The organism is Arthrobacter antioxidans (assembly GCF_023100725.1).
In the GTDB taxonomy this organism is placed as follows: domain Bacteria; phylum Actinomycetota; class Actinomycetes; order Actinomycetales; family Micrococcaceae; genus Arthrobacter_D; species Arthrobacter_D antioxidans.
This window is the reverse complement of the sequence record NZ_CP095501.1, coordinates 1,879,659-1,895,364: the sequence shown is the minus strand read 5'-3', so window position 1 is coordinate 1,895,364 and position 15,706 is coordinate 1,879,659. Positions and strand designations below refer to the sequence as shown.

18 protein-coding genes and 2 pseudogenes are annotated in these 15,706 nt (G+C 63.5%); 8 read left to right on the top strand and 12 right to left on the bottom strand.

The window, feature by feature from the left end; translation table 11 throughout:
• Nucleotides 1–241 precede the first annotated feature (241 nt).
• Nucleotides 242–421 carry an ANTAR domain-containing protein gene (locus MWM45_RS17755; protein WP_418909765.1) on the top strand — a complete coding sequence of 60 codons (180 nt, stop codon included), beginning with the start codon at nt 242–244 and terminating at the stop codon, nt 419–421.
• Between the two features lie 115 nt (nt 422–536).
• Here the strand turns inward: MWM45_RS17755 and MWM45_RS08625 are convergent, their stop codons facing one another.
• Both MWM45_RS08625 and MWM45_RS08620 read right to left on the bottom strand, forming a co-directional pair.
• The gene (locus MWM45_RS08625; RefSeq protein ID WP_247829184.1) at nt 537–1,457 is read right to left on the bottom strand and encodes a tyrosine-type recombinase/integrase; all 921 of its coding nucleotides are present in this window, start codon (nt 1,455–1,457) and stop codon (nt 537–539) included.
• A gap of 1,206 nt (nt 1,458–2,663) precedes the next feature.
• The gene (locus MWM45_RS08620; protein WP_247826101.1) at nt 2,664–3,221 is read right to left on the bottom strand and encodes an ArsR/SmtB family transcription factor; all 558 of its coding nucleotides are present in this window, start codon (nt 3,219–3,221) and stop codon (nt 2,664–2,666) included.
• Between the two features lie 74 nt (nt 3,222–3,295).
• Here MWM45_RS08620 and MWM45_RS08615 point away from each other — a divergent pair, with 74 nt between their 5' ends.
• On the top strand, nt 3,296–4,546 hold the full coding sequence (locus MWM45_RS08615; protein ID WP_247829100.1) for an MFS transporter: 1,251 nt from the start codon (nt 3,296–3,298) through the stop codon (nt 4,544–4,546).
• A 156-nt stretch (nt 4,547–4,702) separates the two neighbouring features.
• Here MWM45_RS08615 and MWM45_RS08610 read toward each other — a convergent pair whose 3' ends face one another.
• The 4 genes from MWM45_RS08610 to MWM45_RS17750 all read right to left on the bottom strand — a co-directional run bounded on the left by MWM45_RS08610 (nt 4,703) and on the right by MWM45_RS17750 (nt 7,300).
• Nucleotides 4,703–5,548 (bottom strand): alpha/beta fold hydrolase, encoded by an 846-nt coding sequence (locus MWM45_RS08610; protein ID WP_269076579.1) that lies wholly within the window; start codon nt 5,546–5,548, stop codon nt 4,703–4,705.
• A gap of 179 nt (nt 5,549–5,727) precedes the next feature.
• On the bottom strand, nt 5,728–6,078 hold the full coding sequence (locus MWM45_RS08605; protein ID WP_247829098.1) for a MerR family transcriptional regulator: 351 nt from the start codon (nt 6,076–6,078) through the stop codon (nt 5,728–5,730).
• A gap of 380 nt (nt 6,079–6,458) precedes the next feature.
• Nucleotides 6,459–6,890 (bottom strand): VOC family protein, encoded by a 432-nt coding sequence (locus MWM45_RS08600; RefSeq protein ID WP_247829097.1) that lies wholly within the window; start codon nt 6,888–6,890, stop codon nt 6,459–6,461.
• Between the two features lie 107 nt (nt 6,891–6,997).
• Nucleotides 6,998–7,300, bottom strand: coding sequence for an NUDIX hydrolase (locus tag MWM45_RS17750; protein ID WP_418909764.1), 303 nt, complete (start codon nt 7,298–7,300; stop codon nt 6,998–7,000).
• An 80-nt stretch (nt 7,301–7,380) separates the two neighbouring features.
• Here MWM45_RS17750 and MWM45_RS08595 point away from each other — a divergent pair, with 80 nt between their 5' ends.
• Together MWM45_RS08595 and MWM45_RS08590 are read left to right on the top strand one after the other, a co-directional pair.
• Nucleotides 7,381–7,842, top strand: a complete 462-nt coding sequence (locus MWM45_RS08595; protein WP_247829096.1) for an AAA family ATPase — start codon at nt 7,381–7,383, stop codon at nt 7,840–7,842.
• Nucleotides 7,843–7,856: 14 nt separating this feature from the next.
• The gene (locus MWM45_RS08590; RefSeq protein ID WP_247829095.1) at nt 7,857–8,267 is read left to right on the top strand and encodes a nucleoside/nucleotide kinase family protein; all 411 of its coding nucleotides are present in this window, start codon (nt 7,857–7,859) and stop codon (nt 8,265–8,267) included.
• Between the two features lie 92 nt (nt 8,268–8,359).
• Here the strand turns inward: MWM45_RS08590 and MWM45_RS08585 are convergent, their stop codons facing one another.
• Complete coding sequence (locus MWM45_RS08585; protein WP_247829094.1) at nt 8,360–9,232, bottom strand: GNAT family N-acetyltransferase; 873 nt, start codon at nt 9,230–9,232, stop codon at nt 8,360–8,362.
• 56 nt (nt 9,233–9,288) lie between these two features.
• Between MWM45_RS08585 and MWM45_RS08580 the strand changes: the two are divergent.
• Nucleotides 9,289–9,528: pseudogene (locus tag MWM45_RS08580) on the top strand (ATP-binding protein); the annotation flags it as partial.
• Nucleotides 9,529–9,672: 144 nt separating this feature from the next.
• A complete protein-coding gene (locus MWM45_RS17745; RefSeq protein ID WP_418909754.1) occupies nt 9,673–9,954 on the top strand; it encodes a TetR family transcriptional regulator C-terminal domain-containing protein in 282 nt (93 codons plus the stop codon).
• Nucleotides 9,955–10,083: 129 nt separating this feature from the next.
• Here MWM45_RS17745 and MWM45_RS08575 read toward each other — a convergent pair whose 3' ends face one another.
• The gene (locus tag MWM45_RS08575; RefSeq protein WP_247829093.1) at nt 10,084–10,689 is read right to left on the bottom strand and encodes a class I SAM-dependent methyltransferase; all 606 of its coding nucleotides are present in this window, start codon (nt 10,687–10,689) and stop codon (nt 10,084–10,086) included.
• Nucleotides 10,690–10,774: 85 nt separating this feature from the next.
• Entirely contained in the window at nt 10,775–11,335 is a 561-nt protein-coding gene (locus tag MWM45_RS08570; protein ID WP_247829092.1) for a GNAT family N-acetyltransferase, read from the bottom strand.
• Between the two features lie 144 nt (nt 11,336–11,479).
• On the opposite strand from MWM45_RS08570, the gene MWM45_RS08565 reads away from it, so the two are divergent.
• Together MWM45_RS08565 and MWM45_RS08560 are read left to right on the top strand one after the other, a co-directional pair.
• A complete protein-coding gene (locus tag MWM45_RS08565; protein WP_247829091.1) occupies nt 11,480–12,037 on the top strand; it encodes a GNAT family N-acetyltransferase in 558 nt (185 codons plus the stop codon).
• 49 nt (nt 12,038–12,086) lie between these two features.
• Entirely contained in the window at nt 12,087–13,085 is a 999-nt protein-coding gene (locus MWM45_RS08560; protein WP_336296697.1) for a phosphotransferase family protein, read from the top strand.
• 238 nt (nt 13,086–13,323) lie between these two features.
• On the opposite strand, the pseudogene MWM45_RS08555 reads toward MWM45_RS08560, so the two are convergent.
• From MWM45_RS08555 to arr, 3 genes and pseudogenes are all read right to left on the bottom strand, one after another.
• A pseudogene (locus MWM45_RS08555) lies at nt 13,324–13,961 on the bottom strand (IS21 family transposase); the annotation flags it as partial.
• A 61-nt stretch (nt 13,962–14,022) separates the two neighbouring features.
• Nucleotides 14,023–14,769, bottom strand: coding sequence for a hypothetical protein (locus tag MWM45_RS08550; protein WP_247829089.1), 747 nt, complete (start codon nt 14,767–14,769; stop codon nt 14,023–14,025).
• A 419-nt stretch (nt 14,770–15,188) separates the two neighbouring features.
• Nucleotides 15,189–15,614, bottom strand: coding sequence for an NAD(+)--rifampin ADP-ribosyltransferase (gene arr, locus MWM45_RS08545; protein WP_247829088.1), 426 nt, complete (start codon nt 15,612–15,614; stop codon nt 15,189–15,191).
• Nucleotides 15,615–15,706 lie beyond the last annotated feature (92 nt).

Here is a 15,706-nt window from a genome sequence, read left to right as displayed (position 1 = left end):
TCCACCCCGGGATCGATGCGGGCTCGTCGGCGTGAGCGGGAAGCTGAAGCAAGATGAGGATGGTCACGGTCCTTTCCCTCGCCACGTCTCGCGGTGCCAGCGAGATCATGATGGCGGTCGTCATCACAGGTGTTGGTGCTACGACCGGCTCGTTGTCTCCTAGGCGCCCATCCCTGTGTCTTGAAACGCGTGTCCCACTGGGAGACTTTGTTGGCTTGGAGGCAGCGCCGGCAGGACCACCATCGGGCGGGCTACAGGCATCTATATGGCGCGGTACGTGATCGGGGCGGAGGAAGCTCACACACTGCTTGTAACGGCCAGCAACCGCAGCCACTCCCCTCTGGGGCACGTCGGGGCGACGCTGGTGACAGGCGGGCAGCTCCGCAGCCTCGACGGACGACGGACCGGCCCCGCAGGCTGAATTGACGCGGTCAGCGATCTCCTATCGAACCAGTCCTCCCGCTCTGGTCAGTACTGTTCTATCCATCGGGGTGAAGGTTGACTGCCATCTGCGCTTGATGTGTTTGAGATGGCCGTCAATTTAGGGCGCGTGCCACGTGGTAGCCGGCCGATATTGTGAGGTTGTTTCGCGCGCGGTCGTAGCGCCGCGTGGCGCGTGGATCGGTCTGTCCCAGTGCGTCCTGGAGGTCGTGCAGGGTGGCGCCCGCCTCCAGCGCGATGGTCGCAAACGTGTGCCGGAGACTGTGGGGGCTGATTTCTCCCTTGATGCCCGCCGCGTGGGCCAACCGCTGCACCGTGCGGAAAGCCTCCGACGCCGCCCACCGCTTGCCCGTGATCGTGGTGAAGATCGGCCGGCCGGTGCCCGTCACTGTCCCGAGCTCCTGCCCGGTGGTCCCGAGATAGGCATCGAGAGCTTCGACGGCGGGGGCCGGCACGGCCACCTTGGCGAGATCCCCACCCTTGCGCTGCACCGTCAGGGTGCGGTGCCCGCCGTCGTGCCCATAATCCGTGGTGTCCGCATTGAGGGCTTCACTGAGGCGTAGGCCGGTGAACAGGAGCAGGCTCACCAGTGCGTGCGATCGCGGTCCGTTGGCTCGTGCCGCCCCGAGCAGGGCGCGCGCTTGGTCTCTGCTGAGGCTTTGCGTGCCGGAGTGATCCGCCGAAATCGTGGGACGCTCCACCAACTCGGCAGGGTTGGTGACAATCGCCCCGTACGACACCGCGTACCGATAGAAACTCGAGACGGCTGCGATCCGCTGTGCCGCGCTGGCCGATGCCCCCGTCACCTCCTGCCGCCACCCATCCACATGCACCCGCTGAACACTGAACAGATCGAACCCATGATCGTCCAGCCACCCACAGAACTCCCTGAGGGTGCGCCGGTACGCGCGGAGCGTGTGCCCCGACCCGGGAAGCGACAGCTCCCACGCGGCAAGAATGTGCCCGTGGCGAGTCACGTTGTCAGTAGTACCGGACGACAGCGTGCCGAGATTCATGAGCACATGATAACGGCCATGATGTGGACGGGAGCAGTCCCACCGCACGCCCAAGAGGGGGCCATGTACGCCCCGTCGGCTCTCAACCCGATCCGGTCCGGATAACCGCTCCCACCGATCAGCGGTGAATGCCTCGATACGGCGCTCGAGGAACGCCTCCTGCCCACAGGACGGGTGAACCCGATGCACGGCCTTCCCGGAGTGCGAGAACCGGAAGAGAAACAGCTGACACTTGGTTCTCACACCGGCCGAGTGTCCCATCAATCACGGTCAACGCTGTGCTCTAAAGCCGATTCCTCAACGGGACTGCGTTGGTCCTGATGTTCCTGCACGATGTCCAGGGAAGCGCGCGGACGTGGCCAGACACCGGTTTGCGCCGGGTGCACTCCTTCACAACTGCCCACCAGGGCGTCTACTGGTCGGTATCGAGGAGTATGGGCATGGAGCGTGAATCTCCCCCACATTGTTCGGACCCACTGATCCTTGTCCACTCCAGAGACGCTTCGTCCCGGACCAGGACCACGCCGTGAACGTCTAACGCCTGCGCAGTGACCGCGGTCGGTGCAACCATGTCGGTTTCGATCTGCCAATTCTGTTGATCGATGCGTGAGGTCATGAAGTGAGAGAACAGTCTGGCCGATCCGTCGTCAGAGGGCGCTGACGTGGCGTCGGCGGAGGGTGCCGGCGGCGCAGGCGGTGCGGATGGTTCGAGTGGCGGGCCAAAAGGTACACCCTTTGAACAATCCTGTTCCTCCGAGCAGACTTGCACTGCAGCAACTAAACCGGCGCGTGATCCACTTATCTGGACAGGGATAACCGTCGAGTAACCGATCGCAGGACACTCTCGAGGAACTGGTGGACTGGAGCACCCGCTTGAAGCCAGTAGCAAGACAAATGCCGCTACCGGGACCACCAATTTCCCCATAATGCCATCTTGCCAGAGTCATTTCGCAGCAGGAACACTGCACGGGAGAGCATCCTTGGAGGTGCGCGATTAGATCGGCGAGAAGGGAAGCGCCACTCGGATTGCGCGTATCACGCGCCGAGGCGGACTTCATGGTCGAGGCCGAGGAGCCAGGGTTGTACCTTCGAGGCGAGCTGCGCGAGGACTGGGACTGCGTCCTGGTACGGAGGCTCAAAGCCATCGTTAACCGCGACACCTTGAGGTGGTAGCTCCGCGGATTTGTCATTGAAGGAATCGACGGCCTAGTCCGGCGTCCGGTGAAGGACGAAGATCCCACCGTATGCGGGCTGGTCGGATCGTTGCCTGTCGCTGTCGGTGTATTCGCTCAGTACGGCGTCGACACGTGTGATGAGGTCCTCGGCGTCCTCCGCGGAGAGGTGCAGAACAAAGCGCGAGAGGCTCGCCAGTGCGTCCGGGCCCGCTTCGGTCAGTTCTTCCCGGAACGCGTCGACCGGCGCCAGAGGACCGTCCGGACCGGCGTCACCCAGGGCGGTATCCAGATTCCAGGACCGCCCCGTGGATCGGTACGGCTTTTCAAGGGCGCCGCTGCTTCCGGTGCGGACCTCGGCCGGTTCGAGGAACCCGGTCGAGAGCAGTTGCCGCACGTGATAGAGCATTGTTCCCGGATCTTGGCCCAGCCGGTCGGCGAGCTGCTTATTGGTCAGTTCTTGAAGTCCGCACAGGCGCAGGATCCTCAGTCGCAGCGGATGGGCCAGCGCCTTGATCTCCCGGGCAGTTGCGGCCGGCTTCCCTATCCCGTTCGCCTGCCCGTCCGCTTCCAACGGTGCTCTGTTGGTCATGAGCCCATCCTACAGTTCGATGTAGAGGAATCGATCACCTTGAAGTTTGTCAATCGCTGTGGAATGGTCCGTGCATGACTCCTCGTGCAGCGCAGGCGGACAAGACGGAGCGGGCACCGCTGGGCGCCTCCTACTGGAAACTGTGGGCCTCCTCGGGGCTGTCCAACCTCGCCGACGGGGTCTTCAAGATCGCGCTGCCGCTGCTGGCCATCCAGCTCACCCAGTCGCCTGTCCTGATTGCCGGGCTCAGTGTCGCGGCGACACTTCCCTGGCTTCTGTTCGCCCTGACCGCCGGAGCGCTGGCCGACCGGTTGGACCGGCGCAGGCTCATGGTATGGGCCAACCTCGGCCGGGCCGTACTGCCTGGCCTGCTGGTGGGCGCCATTGTGCTCGATGGGGGGTCCCTCTGGGCCCTGTACGTTGTCGCGCTGATGGTGGGTGTGGCCGAAACGGTCTATGACACCTCCGCCCAGTCGATCATCCCCCAGGTGGTGCACAGGGATCAGCTCTCGCGCGCCAACGGCCGGCTGTACGGGGTCGAGCTCATCACCAACCAGTTCATCGGGCCACCGCTGGGCGGGCTGTTGGTGGCTCTCGGCGTCGTTGCCGGCTTCGCCATGCCGGCGGCACTGTGGCTTGCAGCCGCCGGTGGCCTGCTACTGGTTCGGGGATCCTTCCGCACCGGACGCGAGCACAAGACGACACTGCGGTTCGACATCGGCGAAGGGCTGCGGTTCCTACGGGACCACAGGATCCTTCGCACCCTCGCGGTGATGACCGGAGTGTTCAACTTCGCCTCCAGTGCCGCCTTCGCGGTCCTGGTGCTGTTCGCCGTCGGCCCTGCTTCACAGATGGGGCTGTCCGCAACGGGCTTCGGCCTCCTCTTGACGACCTCGGCCCTAGGCGCGGTCGTCGGCTCGTTCATCGCCGAACGGGTGGAAGCCAGGCTCGGCAGGGCGGCGTCGCTGACGCTGGCAATCTTCGGGGTCGCCCTATTTGTCGGTGCGCCCGCCATCACCGACAAGCCCTATGTCCTTGGACCAGTCTTCTTCGTCGGAGGCATGCTGATCGTGCTGTGGAATGTCATCACCGTGTCCCTGCGCCAACGCATCACGCCCAACCGTCTGCTCGGGAGAGTCAACAGCGCCTACCGCCTGCTGGCCTGGGGCACCATGCCGCTCGGAGCTGCAGCCGGCGGCCTGCTGGCCCAATGGCTTGGCCTGCAAGCCATGTTCGCCATCATGGGAATGCTGACCCTGGCACTACTGGGATTGATGCCCATCCTCACAAACAAGGCAATCACCGCCGCCGACATCCAGGCATAGGCCGTCCCGGCCCGTTCCCCCTGCTGAATCCAGCAACCGACCGAAAGCGGCACCTGAACATCACGACCCCCAAGGGGCGTCTGCACCAGACACCCGCCACTCATACCCAAAGCCGGAAGCTGCCCTCAACGCAACGGCGTCCTCTCAACCGATCGTCTACCGGTCGTTCGTTGGCGCTTGCACCAGCAGGGTGGTTTCCTCACCGATGCCGTCGTTGATTGCTCGAGCCAGGTCGTGCGGGGCGGTGACGTGGCCGAGGTGGTCCTGATCGGCCAGGATCGTCACGTCTGTGACCTGGAGGGCCTTTGCGAACAGATCGACGCTGGGCCCGTAGGGTGGCCGGTTCCTGCTGTGTTCGCCGGCGATGATCGTGGTCGGGATCGTCCACGACCCTGGTGCGGTGAACGTGAAGGTGTTGATCGCCCGCAGTTCGGCGCCGGTTGGCGCCGCGAGGTGCAGGAGTTTCGGCCATGCCGGGCTTGCCCGGAGCGCCTCGACGTGTCCGCGGGTGTAGCCGGAGAGGTCGACATTGATGATCTCGACGGCGGCGTCGAGGTCGCCGGCCGTCACGGCCGCGGTCAGCAGGGGCGCCGCTGCGGCGCCGAATGGATGCGCCACGGGCTCGTACAGGACGAGGGAGCGCACCCGGGCGCCTCGCCGAATGACTTCCACCGCGATGAGACCCCCGTAGCTGTGGCCGACGAGGTCGACCGGACTCTCGAGGGTCGCCAGCCAGAGCAGAAGATCCCGGACCTCGGTGGCGACATCGTACCCTTCGTTCAGGGGAGCGCTGGCGGCGCGCCCGCGGCGATTGAGCACCAGCACCGGGCGCCCCGGGGCGAGGGTCTCCACGACGTGCTTCCATGCATTCGCGTCGGCCATCACTCCATGCACGACGACGACCGGAGTTCCCTGCCCGGTTCGAGCGAGTGCCGTGAGTGTCCCGTGATCGGATTCCAGTGTTACCTCGGCGGGCGCGTCGGCAGCATGACCACTGCTCATTGATCTCCCTGATTACGTTGGTGGGTGGCACGCGGTCCGCTGCTTTGAACAGCAAATCCTCCTACCTCCAATGACGTCGTGCCGTACAGGAGCTTTGTGCCGGACCAGCGACGTGCGTGATGCCGTGATGCCTTCAGGTCCCTTACCCTCATCGTCACGCCCCTGGCAGTCAGACGGGATCAGAGGCCTGCGTGGGCGTTGTCGATAACGTCGTTGAGGGTTGCCCGGGCCCTCTGTAGATCACGGATGGCGTACTCGAGGCGTTGGCGATGCTTGAGCAATTCCTGATCCAACATCCCGGTGCGCTCACCCGGTGCGGCATCGAAGCACGGCAGCAACTCCTCGATCTTCGTGCTGCACATTCCCGCGGCGAAGAGCTCTTGAATCTGGATCACCCGGTCGATGCTGGCCGGCTCGAAAATCCGCTGACCAGATGAGCTGCGGGAGCTGCGCAACAGGCGCTGCTGCTCGTAGTAGCGCAAGGACCGCACGCTCACGTTCGTCCGCTCCGCCAGTTCGCCGATCCGCATACAAGCTGTCCGTTCCTCTTGCCTCTGACATTGATGTCAGGGTTCACCATGGCAGCTTGAAGCTCAACCGCGACGCCTTCCCGATCGCCGGAACCTTCCTGCTGACGGCTGCATTCGTGCATACAACTATCGGAGCACGGGCCGAGACGATCGGGTTCGAGATTCTCGCAGAAAGACCAACTACCCGGATCAGCGGTTCCAGGGAGCACCGGCCACGGTCGCCTGGCAGGGAGAAAGGCGGATTGCCATCACCACGATGGGGTCTGAGGGCTGCCCAGTCTTGCCGCCTCCATGACGACTTCTGATGGTGTCACCTCGATCAACCTGGCTGTCGTTGCGCGTGACCTCGACTGTGGCGGCGAGAAGCACAGCTCGATTCTCTAGCGTGCACGCCTGTCGTCGGTGGAAAATCCTTGCCGGCTTGACCGTTGCTCCAGCGTTTCGAGTTCTTGGAAGAACGTGACCTGCCAGCCGGCGGGACCTTGGACCCTGGCGTTGATGGTCCGGAACGGGGTCTCGGTGGGGGGCGCCAGAATCCCAGTACCCGATGGTTTGGAGACCGCGACCGCCTGAGCGGTGTCCGCTACTTCGAGTGCGATCCGAAGCGTTGGCCCTTCGACGGTTGGCGCGTTCTCGATCGCATCGATGGTGCGCACGTGAGTCGGTGTCGCCAGTTCAATGGTCGCGATACCGGCATGGAGGATCGACACGCGGTCTTCGCCGTCAGGGGCGAAAGCGGGTTGCTCGGGCATGCCGAGAACATCGCGGTAGAAGTGAACGGCTTCATCGAAATCGTCGGTCTCGATGATCAAGCGAAGCTGGCGGGGCGGTTGAGGAAGAGTCATAGCAACCAGCGTGCATGCTGACACCAGTGTCAGAGGCAAGCACATTCCAGAACCATCGCCTATTGAGTTGCAGGCTAGATGCTTGCTATCTCGGTAACCGATCCTTCAGGGGCGATAGTCAGTGCGCGCGTAGTCGAAGGCCGTAGGGAGTTCAGCCGCGCATTCCACGAATCGGCCATCACGCCGGCATCCAGCCGCCGGTCGACTTCCTCGGGGGTCACCCAGTCGGCTGCCAGGACCTCACTCTGCTGCGATGTCAGCTCTGCATCAGACGTGACGCGCGCAACGTACAAGTCGAGGAGCGCTGAGGTTTTAACGAACCGGCCCACCAATGTCAGCGTGCATGGATCTACACCCAGACCCGTCTCCTCCCGCAGCTCACGGCCGGTAGCTGCGTGACCGACGTGTCGGCGGGTCTCGGCGTCCGAACAACTGATGCGTCGTTACGCTGGCTCCCATGTCTCACGTTCTGATCACCGGGATGTCAGGAGCAGGTAAGACGACCCTGCTGGGCGAGCTGTCCCGGCGGGGCCACCGGACGATCGACACGGACTATGACGGCTGGGTGCTTCCTGACGGCACGTGGGATGAAGCGCGCATGTCGAGACTTCTCGCGTCCGAGCAGACGCTCGTCGTCTCGGGGACTGTCGAGAACCAGGGTTGTTTCTACGACCGATTCGCAGCGATCGTGCTCCTCACTGCGCCGGTGGACCTACTCATCAAGCGCGTCTCGACACGAACGAACAACCCCTACGGCAAGGCAGAGTCAGAGCAGTTCGTGATCCGCCAGCAGGTGTCCGACGTCGAGCCGCTGCTGCGTCGCAACGCGAGCCTTGAACTTGATGGTCGCCGGCCGGTTTCAGAGCTGGCTGATGAGGTTGAACGTCTCGTCGTCGCCCCGCCCGATGGCAGACCGTGAAAGAGGATGGGCCCATGCGGGAGTTCATGCGCTCACTGGCTGATGACCTTCTCACCGTCCTCGGGCCCACGGGTCGGCTCGTGGCCGTTGATGGCGTCGATGGCAGCGGCAAGACGTCCTTCACTGCCAGCCTGGCGGCCGAGATCCGGCACCGGCCCATGATCGTCATTCACGTCGATGACTTCCTGAACCCTTCGCCCATCCGGCATGCCCAGGGCCGCCACTCCCCCGACGGCTTCTGGAGGGACACCTACAACTACGCCGCCCTGCGCGAGTCCGTGCTCGCCCCGCTCGGCCCTAACGGAGACGGCCAATACTCGCCGGCCTCCTACGATCCGCTGAGCGCCTCTACTTCGACGTCGCCCAGCCCTGGGAACGAGCTACCTTCGTCATCGACAACCGCGACTTCACCTCACCCAAGATGATTCCGCCCGACATGGCCTCGCCACTCCGTTGAAGGATGGCGTTCCCGGCAGCTTGTGATGGCCGGTGTTAGATGGCGCGCACAGTCGAGGCGTCACGCGTCGCGGCGCCAGTCGGTGACCTGGGGGTGGGCGGAGAATCCTGCTGCCAGGTAGGTGGAGACGGCGCCGGCGTTAGAGCTCTCTGCGCAGACTGTGGCGCTTGATGAGCCCATCTCGCGAAGCACCGCCGCGGCTGCGCGCGTCGCTATTGTGCCGTACCCGCGACCGCGGTGCTCTTGATGCACTCCCATCGGCTCGATGAGACCGGGACGCCCCGTGCCGGCAGACCATACCGCGGCGACGGCGACTGCATCGCCGTCGTTGTAGAGCGCCAGGATGCGCGCGGAGTCGAAAAATGGTCCTTCCGCGGCTGCCCGCCATCCCTTGACGAAGTTGCGCCGCCGCTCGTCCGGCATGGGCGTTCCATGGAAGGCCGACCAGTGAACGGACACCCACTCATCGGTGCGATCTGGTTCGATGGTGTCGATTCGAAGGCCCGCAGCCTCCACGGGTGCTGTCAGATTACGGTGGAGCGGCGTCCATGGCTCGTCGGGCACCCACCCTTCCTTCGCGAGGTGCACGGCAAGTGCCGACGCGCCGCGCGCCTCGATGGTCGCGCTTCCTGCATGAAGGACACCCGTCGCCGGCTCGCCGACATCCGCGACGATGCGACGGGCGAGAGACTCGTCCTGGTGCCGCGCCGGGTCCATCGCAAAGCGCAGCAGCTGGGGGCCGTCGATGAGCGCGATCGCCAGAGCCGTGTCACCAGATGACCACACCCGCGTCGCGGCGGCAGTGGCAGCGGCTCCACGGAGCGAGTGCCAGCCCAAATCGCCCGGATGCAGATGCAGTGGTCCCTCGTCGCACTGCCACTGCGTGAGCACGCGAAGGATCTGATCGAGCTCGTCGACGGCCGGCGTTCTCACGGTGACATCCATGAGCCCTAGCCTCCCATTCCGACAGAGCCAACCACGCCATCACCATCGCGTACATGGAACTGGACCGGCGCGGCGCTGAGTTGTTGTTCCAGGTTCTCACCGAACGTGAGGAGAAGGCCTCCGTCACGATCGCGTCGAACGAATCCTTCCCCGGTTGGACGAAGACCTTCACCGATCCCCGCCTCTGCGCCGCGATCGTCGACCGACTCACCTTCCACGGCACCATCACCGAAACCGGCACCACCAGCTACCGCCCCGGACACACCCGGGCACAGGCAAAGTAGTGACGATCCTCCGCCGACAACACCTCGACGTTCGGGACGCCAAGTACTTCTCTTGGATCACATCCACGACTGCGGAACACCATTCGCCGCACGAAGCCATCCAGGCGCGAGATCGAGCTGCTTGCAACTGCCGTCACGACGCCAGTGTCCGAGGGTTGTCCGTTCCTCAACACGGCTTCTGAGTTCTCCGATCCTTCGCATCCTGTTCGGCTCCGGGTGGCCAACCACAGATCAGACGTCGTTGAGCACTTTCGCAGCCTTGCCCAACAGGCCGGGATCGTAGGCGCAAGGCGTTTCGCAGAACACTTGGCGCTGTTGACCGACGGTGCATACGAAACGGCTCGAGCACGCCCGGGAGTCCGACCATCAGATGCAGTGTCGGCGTCGCATTCATGCCGCCACCCTCCCATGATCAGCTTGTCTTGAGTTGCTGGCTGTCCATTGATGAGCAACTGGGCTTATCCGAATCAACAGGCTCTATCCTCGAGATGCGTGCTGAAATTCGTTGGACACCTCCCTAAAACAGCAGGCAGCGGGCCACCGCTACCGGATGGATCACTCCGCGCTTGCGCGTCGAGCGATGATTGCCGCGTGGGGCCGCTGATCTGTGGTCGTCCTGGTGTGCGTCTCGATCACGTCGAAGCCAGCCGAAGTCAGTTCTTCGGTGAGGTCACTCACCGGCCAGCGGTACGCCGCGGCCATGGCATGCGCGAATCCCTCGATGGCAGGGCTTTCGAAGAAGCCGAGGAGCAGCATGCCACCCGGGCGCAGAACGCGGTTGAACTCCTGCAGGGGAATCCCGATTGTGCTGGGATCGTGGTGGATGAGTGAGTACCACGAGAGAACCCCGCCCACTGTTCCTGTCTCGACATCGAGGGTGTTGAGACTGCCGACCTCAAACGACACGCCGGGATAGGCGGAGCGCGCTCTCGCGATGAACTCGGGCACCAAGTCAATACCGCGTGCTTCGAGCCCACGCTCGGCCAAGAAGTTCGTCCAGTGCCCTGGTCCACAGCCCGCGTCGATGACCTGACCGTCAACACCGTCAGCCCAGGTAGATACGAGCTGACGGTCGGAGGGGTGCACGGCGCCCATGGATCCGAAGAGCTCGGTATACTCCGCTGCACGCCGTGAGTACGCCTCACTGACCGCATCAATCATGCAATTGAGTCTAGGTGTGAGCCAGATGCACACCCGGCATGGATCGGCTTATGGGCCTCGTCCGCCCGAAAGGGTACGACGATTACTACGACCCAAGTGATTTTTCGCTGGTGAGCGAGGGCGGTTGAGCGTCTCGAACCCAGCGGTTCAATTGAACAGGCGCCCCGCGTTGGGATCCCGGGTACGCCTCCGCGCATCTGAAGCCGGCACGTTGCGCTACATTCTCACTTGCCACATTCCCGGCGATTGTTTCGAGCGCCACCGTGAGGTGGCCCTGCGCTATCAGCCATTCCGCCAGAAGGCGTACAGATGTGGTGGCCACGCCGCGGCCGCGCCCGGCAGGCTTCAGAACATAAAAGACCTCAGGGCTGGCGCCCTCAATCCATGCCATGCCAGCCGTTCCCACGGCGGTGCCATCGATGACGATTGCATATCTGCCAGCGAGACCTTGTTCGTGCCTCTCCCTGGTTCGAGTGACCCGACGCCGCGCGCTGACTTCATCCAAATTCGGCGGGTAGTAAGTCCATTGCGGCACATCAGGCACCCGGCTCAAGTCATACTCCAGCCGCCAGTCCTCATCATCCAGTGCTCGCAGGAGAACACCCTCCCGATGCAGTTCTCGGGGTAACGGGACACGGAAAGCCATGAACAGATAATTGCACCAACCAGATGCCCAAGACCACGACCGCTCTTTATGCGGTGCGAACAGGCTCACACCGGGGTCCCGCTGCCGGATCGGCGCCCGGGTTGTGGGTAAACGCCTGCTGCGAGAGCCGGCACATACGCTTGCATGATGAATGAAGCGATAAGGGCGAAGCGGCATGCAGACCTGAGCAGCGTCGAACTTTCCGCGCTTCAGAAGCTCTTCGACGACGAATATATGAGTGACTACGGCCCGTGGAACCCCGATGCGCCCTACGGATATTCACCAGCAGATTTCCACGTCCTGGGGTTCCGGAGGACGGTATTGGCGGCGCATGTCGGGTTCCAACGGCGCGTGATCACGGTCGGTGGGTATGACGTCTCGGTGGCCGGCACGGGGGGCGTGCTCGTTGATGAGCGGTCCCGTGGCACAGGACTCGGCAGTCGGGTGATGCGACAGGCTCAACAGGTGATGCGCGATGAGGCCCGGGTCGGCTTCGGTTTTCTTGGATGCCGGCAAGAGGTCGTGCCGTTCTACGAATCGGTAGGGTGGACTCACGTTCATGCGACTGAACAGTGCGTGTCCCGCTTGGACCAAACATCTGTCATCGTGTCCGTGGGCGGCCCGAATCTGATTTGCTCGGCGATGCGTGAGGCGAGTGAGTGGCCGCAGGGTGACATCGACCTTCGCGGCACACCCTGGTGACCCAGCCTCGACTCATCCCGGCCATGGATTGCTGAGTAGGCGCTCTACGATGCGGAGTATGGATGTACGGTCAGTGCCTCGAGAGGCTTCAGCTTTTCAGCAGCCTCTCTCCGAGGAGGAGTTGCGGGCCATCTGTGATCGGGCTTTCCCGGACAGACCCCGAATCATTGCCGCTCAGGAACTCCTCGGGGGTAGGTACAACACGACGTACCGGCTGGACCGGCACGACGTGCCGTCACTGATTCTGCGGGTCGCACCCGAGCTCGGCCGGCAGTCACGGTTGGAACACCGCCTGATGCGCACCGAGTACGCCAGCCTCCCCCTGCTGGCCGCCGTCGGACACCTCATGCCCACCGTCATCCGGGCAGACTTCACCGGAACCATCATCGACCGGGACTACCTGATCCAGTCCTACCTCCCCGGTGTGCCAGCGGCCCAGGCGCTCAAGCAGTACACGACCGCACAGCAACTCGACTTCTGGTTCCAGCTCGGAGAAATCCTGGCCGCCATCCATGCGCAGACCGGGGAACGCTTCGGGCCCATTAGGGGTGTCCAGTACGAGAGCTGGAGTGCGAGCCTCACGGCGACCTTTCAGGCCATTGCGGCGGACATGACTGATGCGGCCCTCGATGCATCCGACATCGCCGAGATCCTGCAGGTGATAAAGGCACACGCATCCTCGATAGATGAGGACACGGTGCCGCGGCTGCTTCACGGGGACCTATGGATCGGCAATGTGATGCTGGCGGCCGATAGTGCTACGCCTCGTATCGTCGGAATCTACGACTGCGATCGGACGTCCTGGGGAGACACCGAATCGGACTGGACGCTGTTCCTCCTGCAAAGCCGCCCACCCGAAGTGCAGCAGGCCTTTCGACGCGGCTACCGAAGGACCCCGCAGACGACGCCGGCCGCGACTTTGCGGGCATTGATCTACCGCGCGAGGAGCATCGCCGAAGCTCGCCTCGAATACCGTCGGCTTGGAGAGGACCAGCACCTCGCGAGCACGTACTCCGAACTAGGAGCTGTCCTCGCTGAACTCAACTGACCGCCAGACCGCGGCCAGTTACCGCTCCTCGGTAAAGGATCCTCCTTGGATTCCTCCTGAGCGTCGTGATCAAGGATCGTCAACGGGGCGTACAAAACTAACGATCTGAATCGCTTGCCTGGGCGGGAGATTGGTGTCATGAAGCGAGCTGAACCAGTTGTGACGTTGGAAAGCGCCGTGATGCGCACGGTGAAGGGTTTGTTCTATCGTGCTGTGGACCCCACGTATTTTTCATGAGCCCCGCCAAGCCGAGCTGGCAGTAGAACGGGTCGAAACCGTAGTGCGAGCGAAACAGTACCCATCGGTCGTTCTCGATGCGTTGCCGGCCTTGCCCGAATACCACTGAGGTGACCGCGCTGGTGAGGTTGCCGTGACGAATGTGCTTGGTCGGGACGCCACCCAGAAGGGTGAACGCCTCGATATGTCCCTCCAGGAAGGCCTTCTGGCCTGGGTCAGGTAGACCCGAGGCACGGCCTTACCCGAGTGGGAGAGCCGGTAGACGAACATGTGGCACTTCGTCTTCACCCTGTTCAGCACGACCCAGAGCTCACCGAAATCCACATCGGCCTCCGCCCCGGGCGCATGCTGCTGCGGGACAAACACCTCGACCCGGCGGCCTGCCTCGACATCGATCTGAGCCCGCGGGACCCGGACGTAGTCGCGCACCGTGGAATACGACAACTCCTTGGCCCCGTGCTCCTCGATGAGCCGGGCCAGAATCCTCCGGGCGGTATGGCGTTGCTTCCGTGGCGCCGTCGTGTCCTCAACGAGCATCGCATCGATCGCCCGCTTGAACCCGTTCAATCGGGGTGCACTGCGAACCGGCACTTTTCGTGGCGGCGGTATCGGGCTAGTCAAGGCTGGCCGGACAGTGTCCCAGGTGGGTTCAGAGAAGGAGTCGGCGCCCGCGGGCGTGATCGCCTATCGCACTAGCTGGTCACTTGTCGGACGTGAACACGATCGAGTCGAAGACGGCGCGTGCCTCTCTCGTCAGCTCCGAATTGATCGATTCGTGAAATTGGGTCACCCAGATCACAGCGCGCTGGCCGTTCAGGTCGACCACCCGGTAGGTTTCGCGTTCATCCTGAGTCGAGTACCAGCGTGAGCATTCGTTCGAGAATCCTGAGTGGAGGCAGAACTTGTCGCGGTCACAGGCTGTGATGTCCACGTCGCCCTCGATGGAGTGGTCGAACTCGAAGCCGGAGTAATCGCCCACCACGACCTCGACGGGAGGGGTGCTGACCGTCGACGTCTGCGCCGTCATGGCGTCGACGAAGGCCTCAGCCGACGGACCGACCTCGACGAGCGCGCCCACCCACGCGCATGAATCCGTCGGCACATAATCCGCGGGCCACCAAGCCACGATGACGGCCCCTTCATCCGGGTGATCCGGGTCGTCCTTGGACAGGACGTCACCGCCGTCGCTCAACCAGCCGTCCGGGACGGTGATCTCGAAAGGCTCCGTGTAGCTGGTGACGAGGTATGTGCCGGCGTCGATGTCGTCGCTGTCCGGCAGCGGTGGCACCGTGCCAGCTTCCGTCGTCGGGGAACTGGCGGACGGGAGGGAGGCGTCGTCGGGCGCAGACTCGCACCCACCGAGACACCCCATCAGTGCGATAGCCACCAGGAGCAAGAGATGGCGCGACCGCTGAGCGGCCTTTTCAAGGGGTGTCATGGAGCTCATCGATCCATCAGGCCGCTACAGGGTCCTGTGAGGCCCCGCAGCCGGATGGCCCCGCGGGCGGCACGAGATGGGATGCCGTCGCCTCAAGTCTCCTCCAGCACAGAACCCGTGACAATGAAGAGTTGTACGGAGATCAGTCTCGACTCATGCGATCGCCCGAAATGACAGGAGCGCCCTGAAGCAGTGGCGAGGAAACGCCAAATTTCAGGCGGCTTCTCACCGGCCGGGCCTAACTGGCCCGAGAGAGATCTGGCGGCAGCCTTCGTCTCGTAACCCGAGGGTTGCAACACACGCGGACGAGACACCACTACTCCCCCGTGTGGGTTGCACTAATGAAGGGCACGGTTCTTGCAGCGCTTCATGGCCGGGCGATAAGTCCTGCAAGCGAATCGATGCGCGCACCTAACCCCAGTGAGCCCTCAGTTGATGATCTCGCCTCTCTCGCTCAAGAGAAGCACTGACAGCCGTTCCCGCCATGTCTGCAGCTGCTCGGGTGTCAGTCGCGTCCACTCGGTGATCTCGCCGACAATCCGCAGCGAGTCGCTGCTGCGGTACGACCGGGTGGGGTTACCCGGGAACTTCTTGTTGGTCACGTTCGGGTCGTCCTCGAACACTCCGGTGGGTTCGACCACATACACCCGTGGAGTGGCAGCGCAACCCTCTGCGAGGTCCGCGGCGATCTCCGCTGCGAGGCCGGCTCCGTCGGCAAGAGCTGTGAAGTACACGTGGTTCATGACGATCTCGGGGCGGTAGTTCGATCGGTGGCCCGCTGTGAGTAGATCCCCCACCTTCAGATCCGCGACCGTGCCGTGAAAAAACGGGCCCTCCTCGAGCGGTCTGAACATCTGAATTCCTCCTGTCGGCATACTCGGAGCCGCGAGTATGCCACCTCAGCAAGGTCTTGCCGCAAGTCCCCCTGCCCGCCTTATCCTGAAAG

Excerpts from the sequence above, each read along its gene's own strand:
- MWM45_RS08590 (WP_247829095.1), top strand. The coding sequence starts at position 7,857 with ATGCGGGAGTTCATGCGCTCACTGGCTGATGACCTTCTCACCGTCCTC.
- MWM45_RS08625 (WP_247829184.1), bottom strand. The coding sequence starts at position 1,457 with ATGAATCTCGGCACGCTGTCGTCCGGTACTACTGACAACGTGACTCGC.
- MWM45_RS08565 (WP_247829091.1), top strand. The coding sequence starts at position 11,480 with ATGATGAATGAAGCGATAAGGGCGAAGCGGCATGCAGACCTGAGCAGC.
- MWM45_RS08615 (WP_247829100.1), top strand. The coding sequence starts at position 3,296 with ATGACTCCTCGTGCAGCGCAGGCGGACAAGACGGAGCGGGCACCGCTG.
- MWM45_RS08610 (WP_269076579.1), bottom strand. The coding sequence starts at position 5,548 with ATGAGCAGTGGTCATGCTGCCGACGCGCCCGCCGAGGTAACACTGGAA.
- MWM45_RS08570 (WP_247829092.1), bottom strand. The coding sequence starts at position 11,335 with ATGGCTTTCCGTGTCCCGTTACCCCGAGAACTGCATCGGGAGGGTGTT.
- MWM45_RS08620 (WP_247826101.1), bottom strand. The coding sequence starts at position 3,221 with ATGACCAACAGAGCACCGTTGGAAGCGGACGGGCAGGCGAACGGGATA.
- MWM45_RS08550 (WP_247829089.1), bottom strand. The coding sequence starts at position 14,769 with ATGAGCTCCATGACACCCCTTGAAAAGGCCGCTCAGCGGTCGCGCCAT.
- arr (WP_247829088.1), bottom strand. The coding sequence starts at position 15,614 with ATGTTCAGACCGCTCGAGGAGGGCCCGTTTTTTCACGGCACGGTCGCG.
- MWM45_RS08560 (WP_336296697.1), top strand. The coding sequence starts at position 12,087 with ATGCGGAGTATGGATGTACGGTCAGTGCCTCGAGAGGCTTCAGCTTTT.
- MWM45_RS08595 (WP_247829096.1), top strand. The coding sequence starts at position 7,381 with ATGTCTCACGTTCTGATCACCGGGATGTCAGGAGCAGGTAAGACGACC.
- MWM45_RS08605 (WP_247829098.1), bottom strand. The coding sequence starts at position 6,078 with ATGCGGATCGGCGAACTGGCGGAGCGGACGAACGTGAGCGTGCGGTCC.
- MWM45_RS08575 (WP_247829093.1), bottom strand. The coding sequence starts at position 10,689 with ATGATTGATGCGGTCAGTGAGGCGTACTCACGGCGTGCAGCGGAGTAT.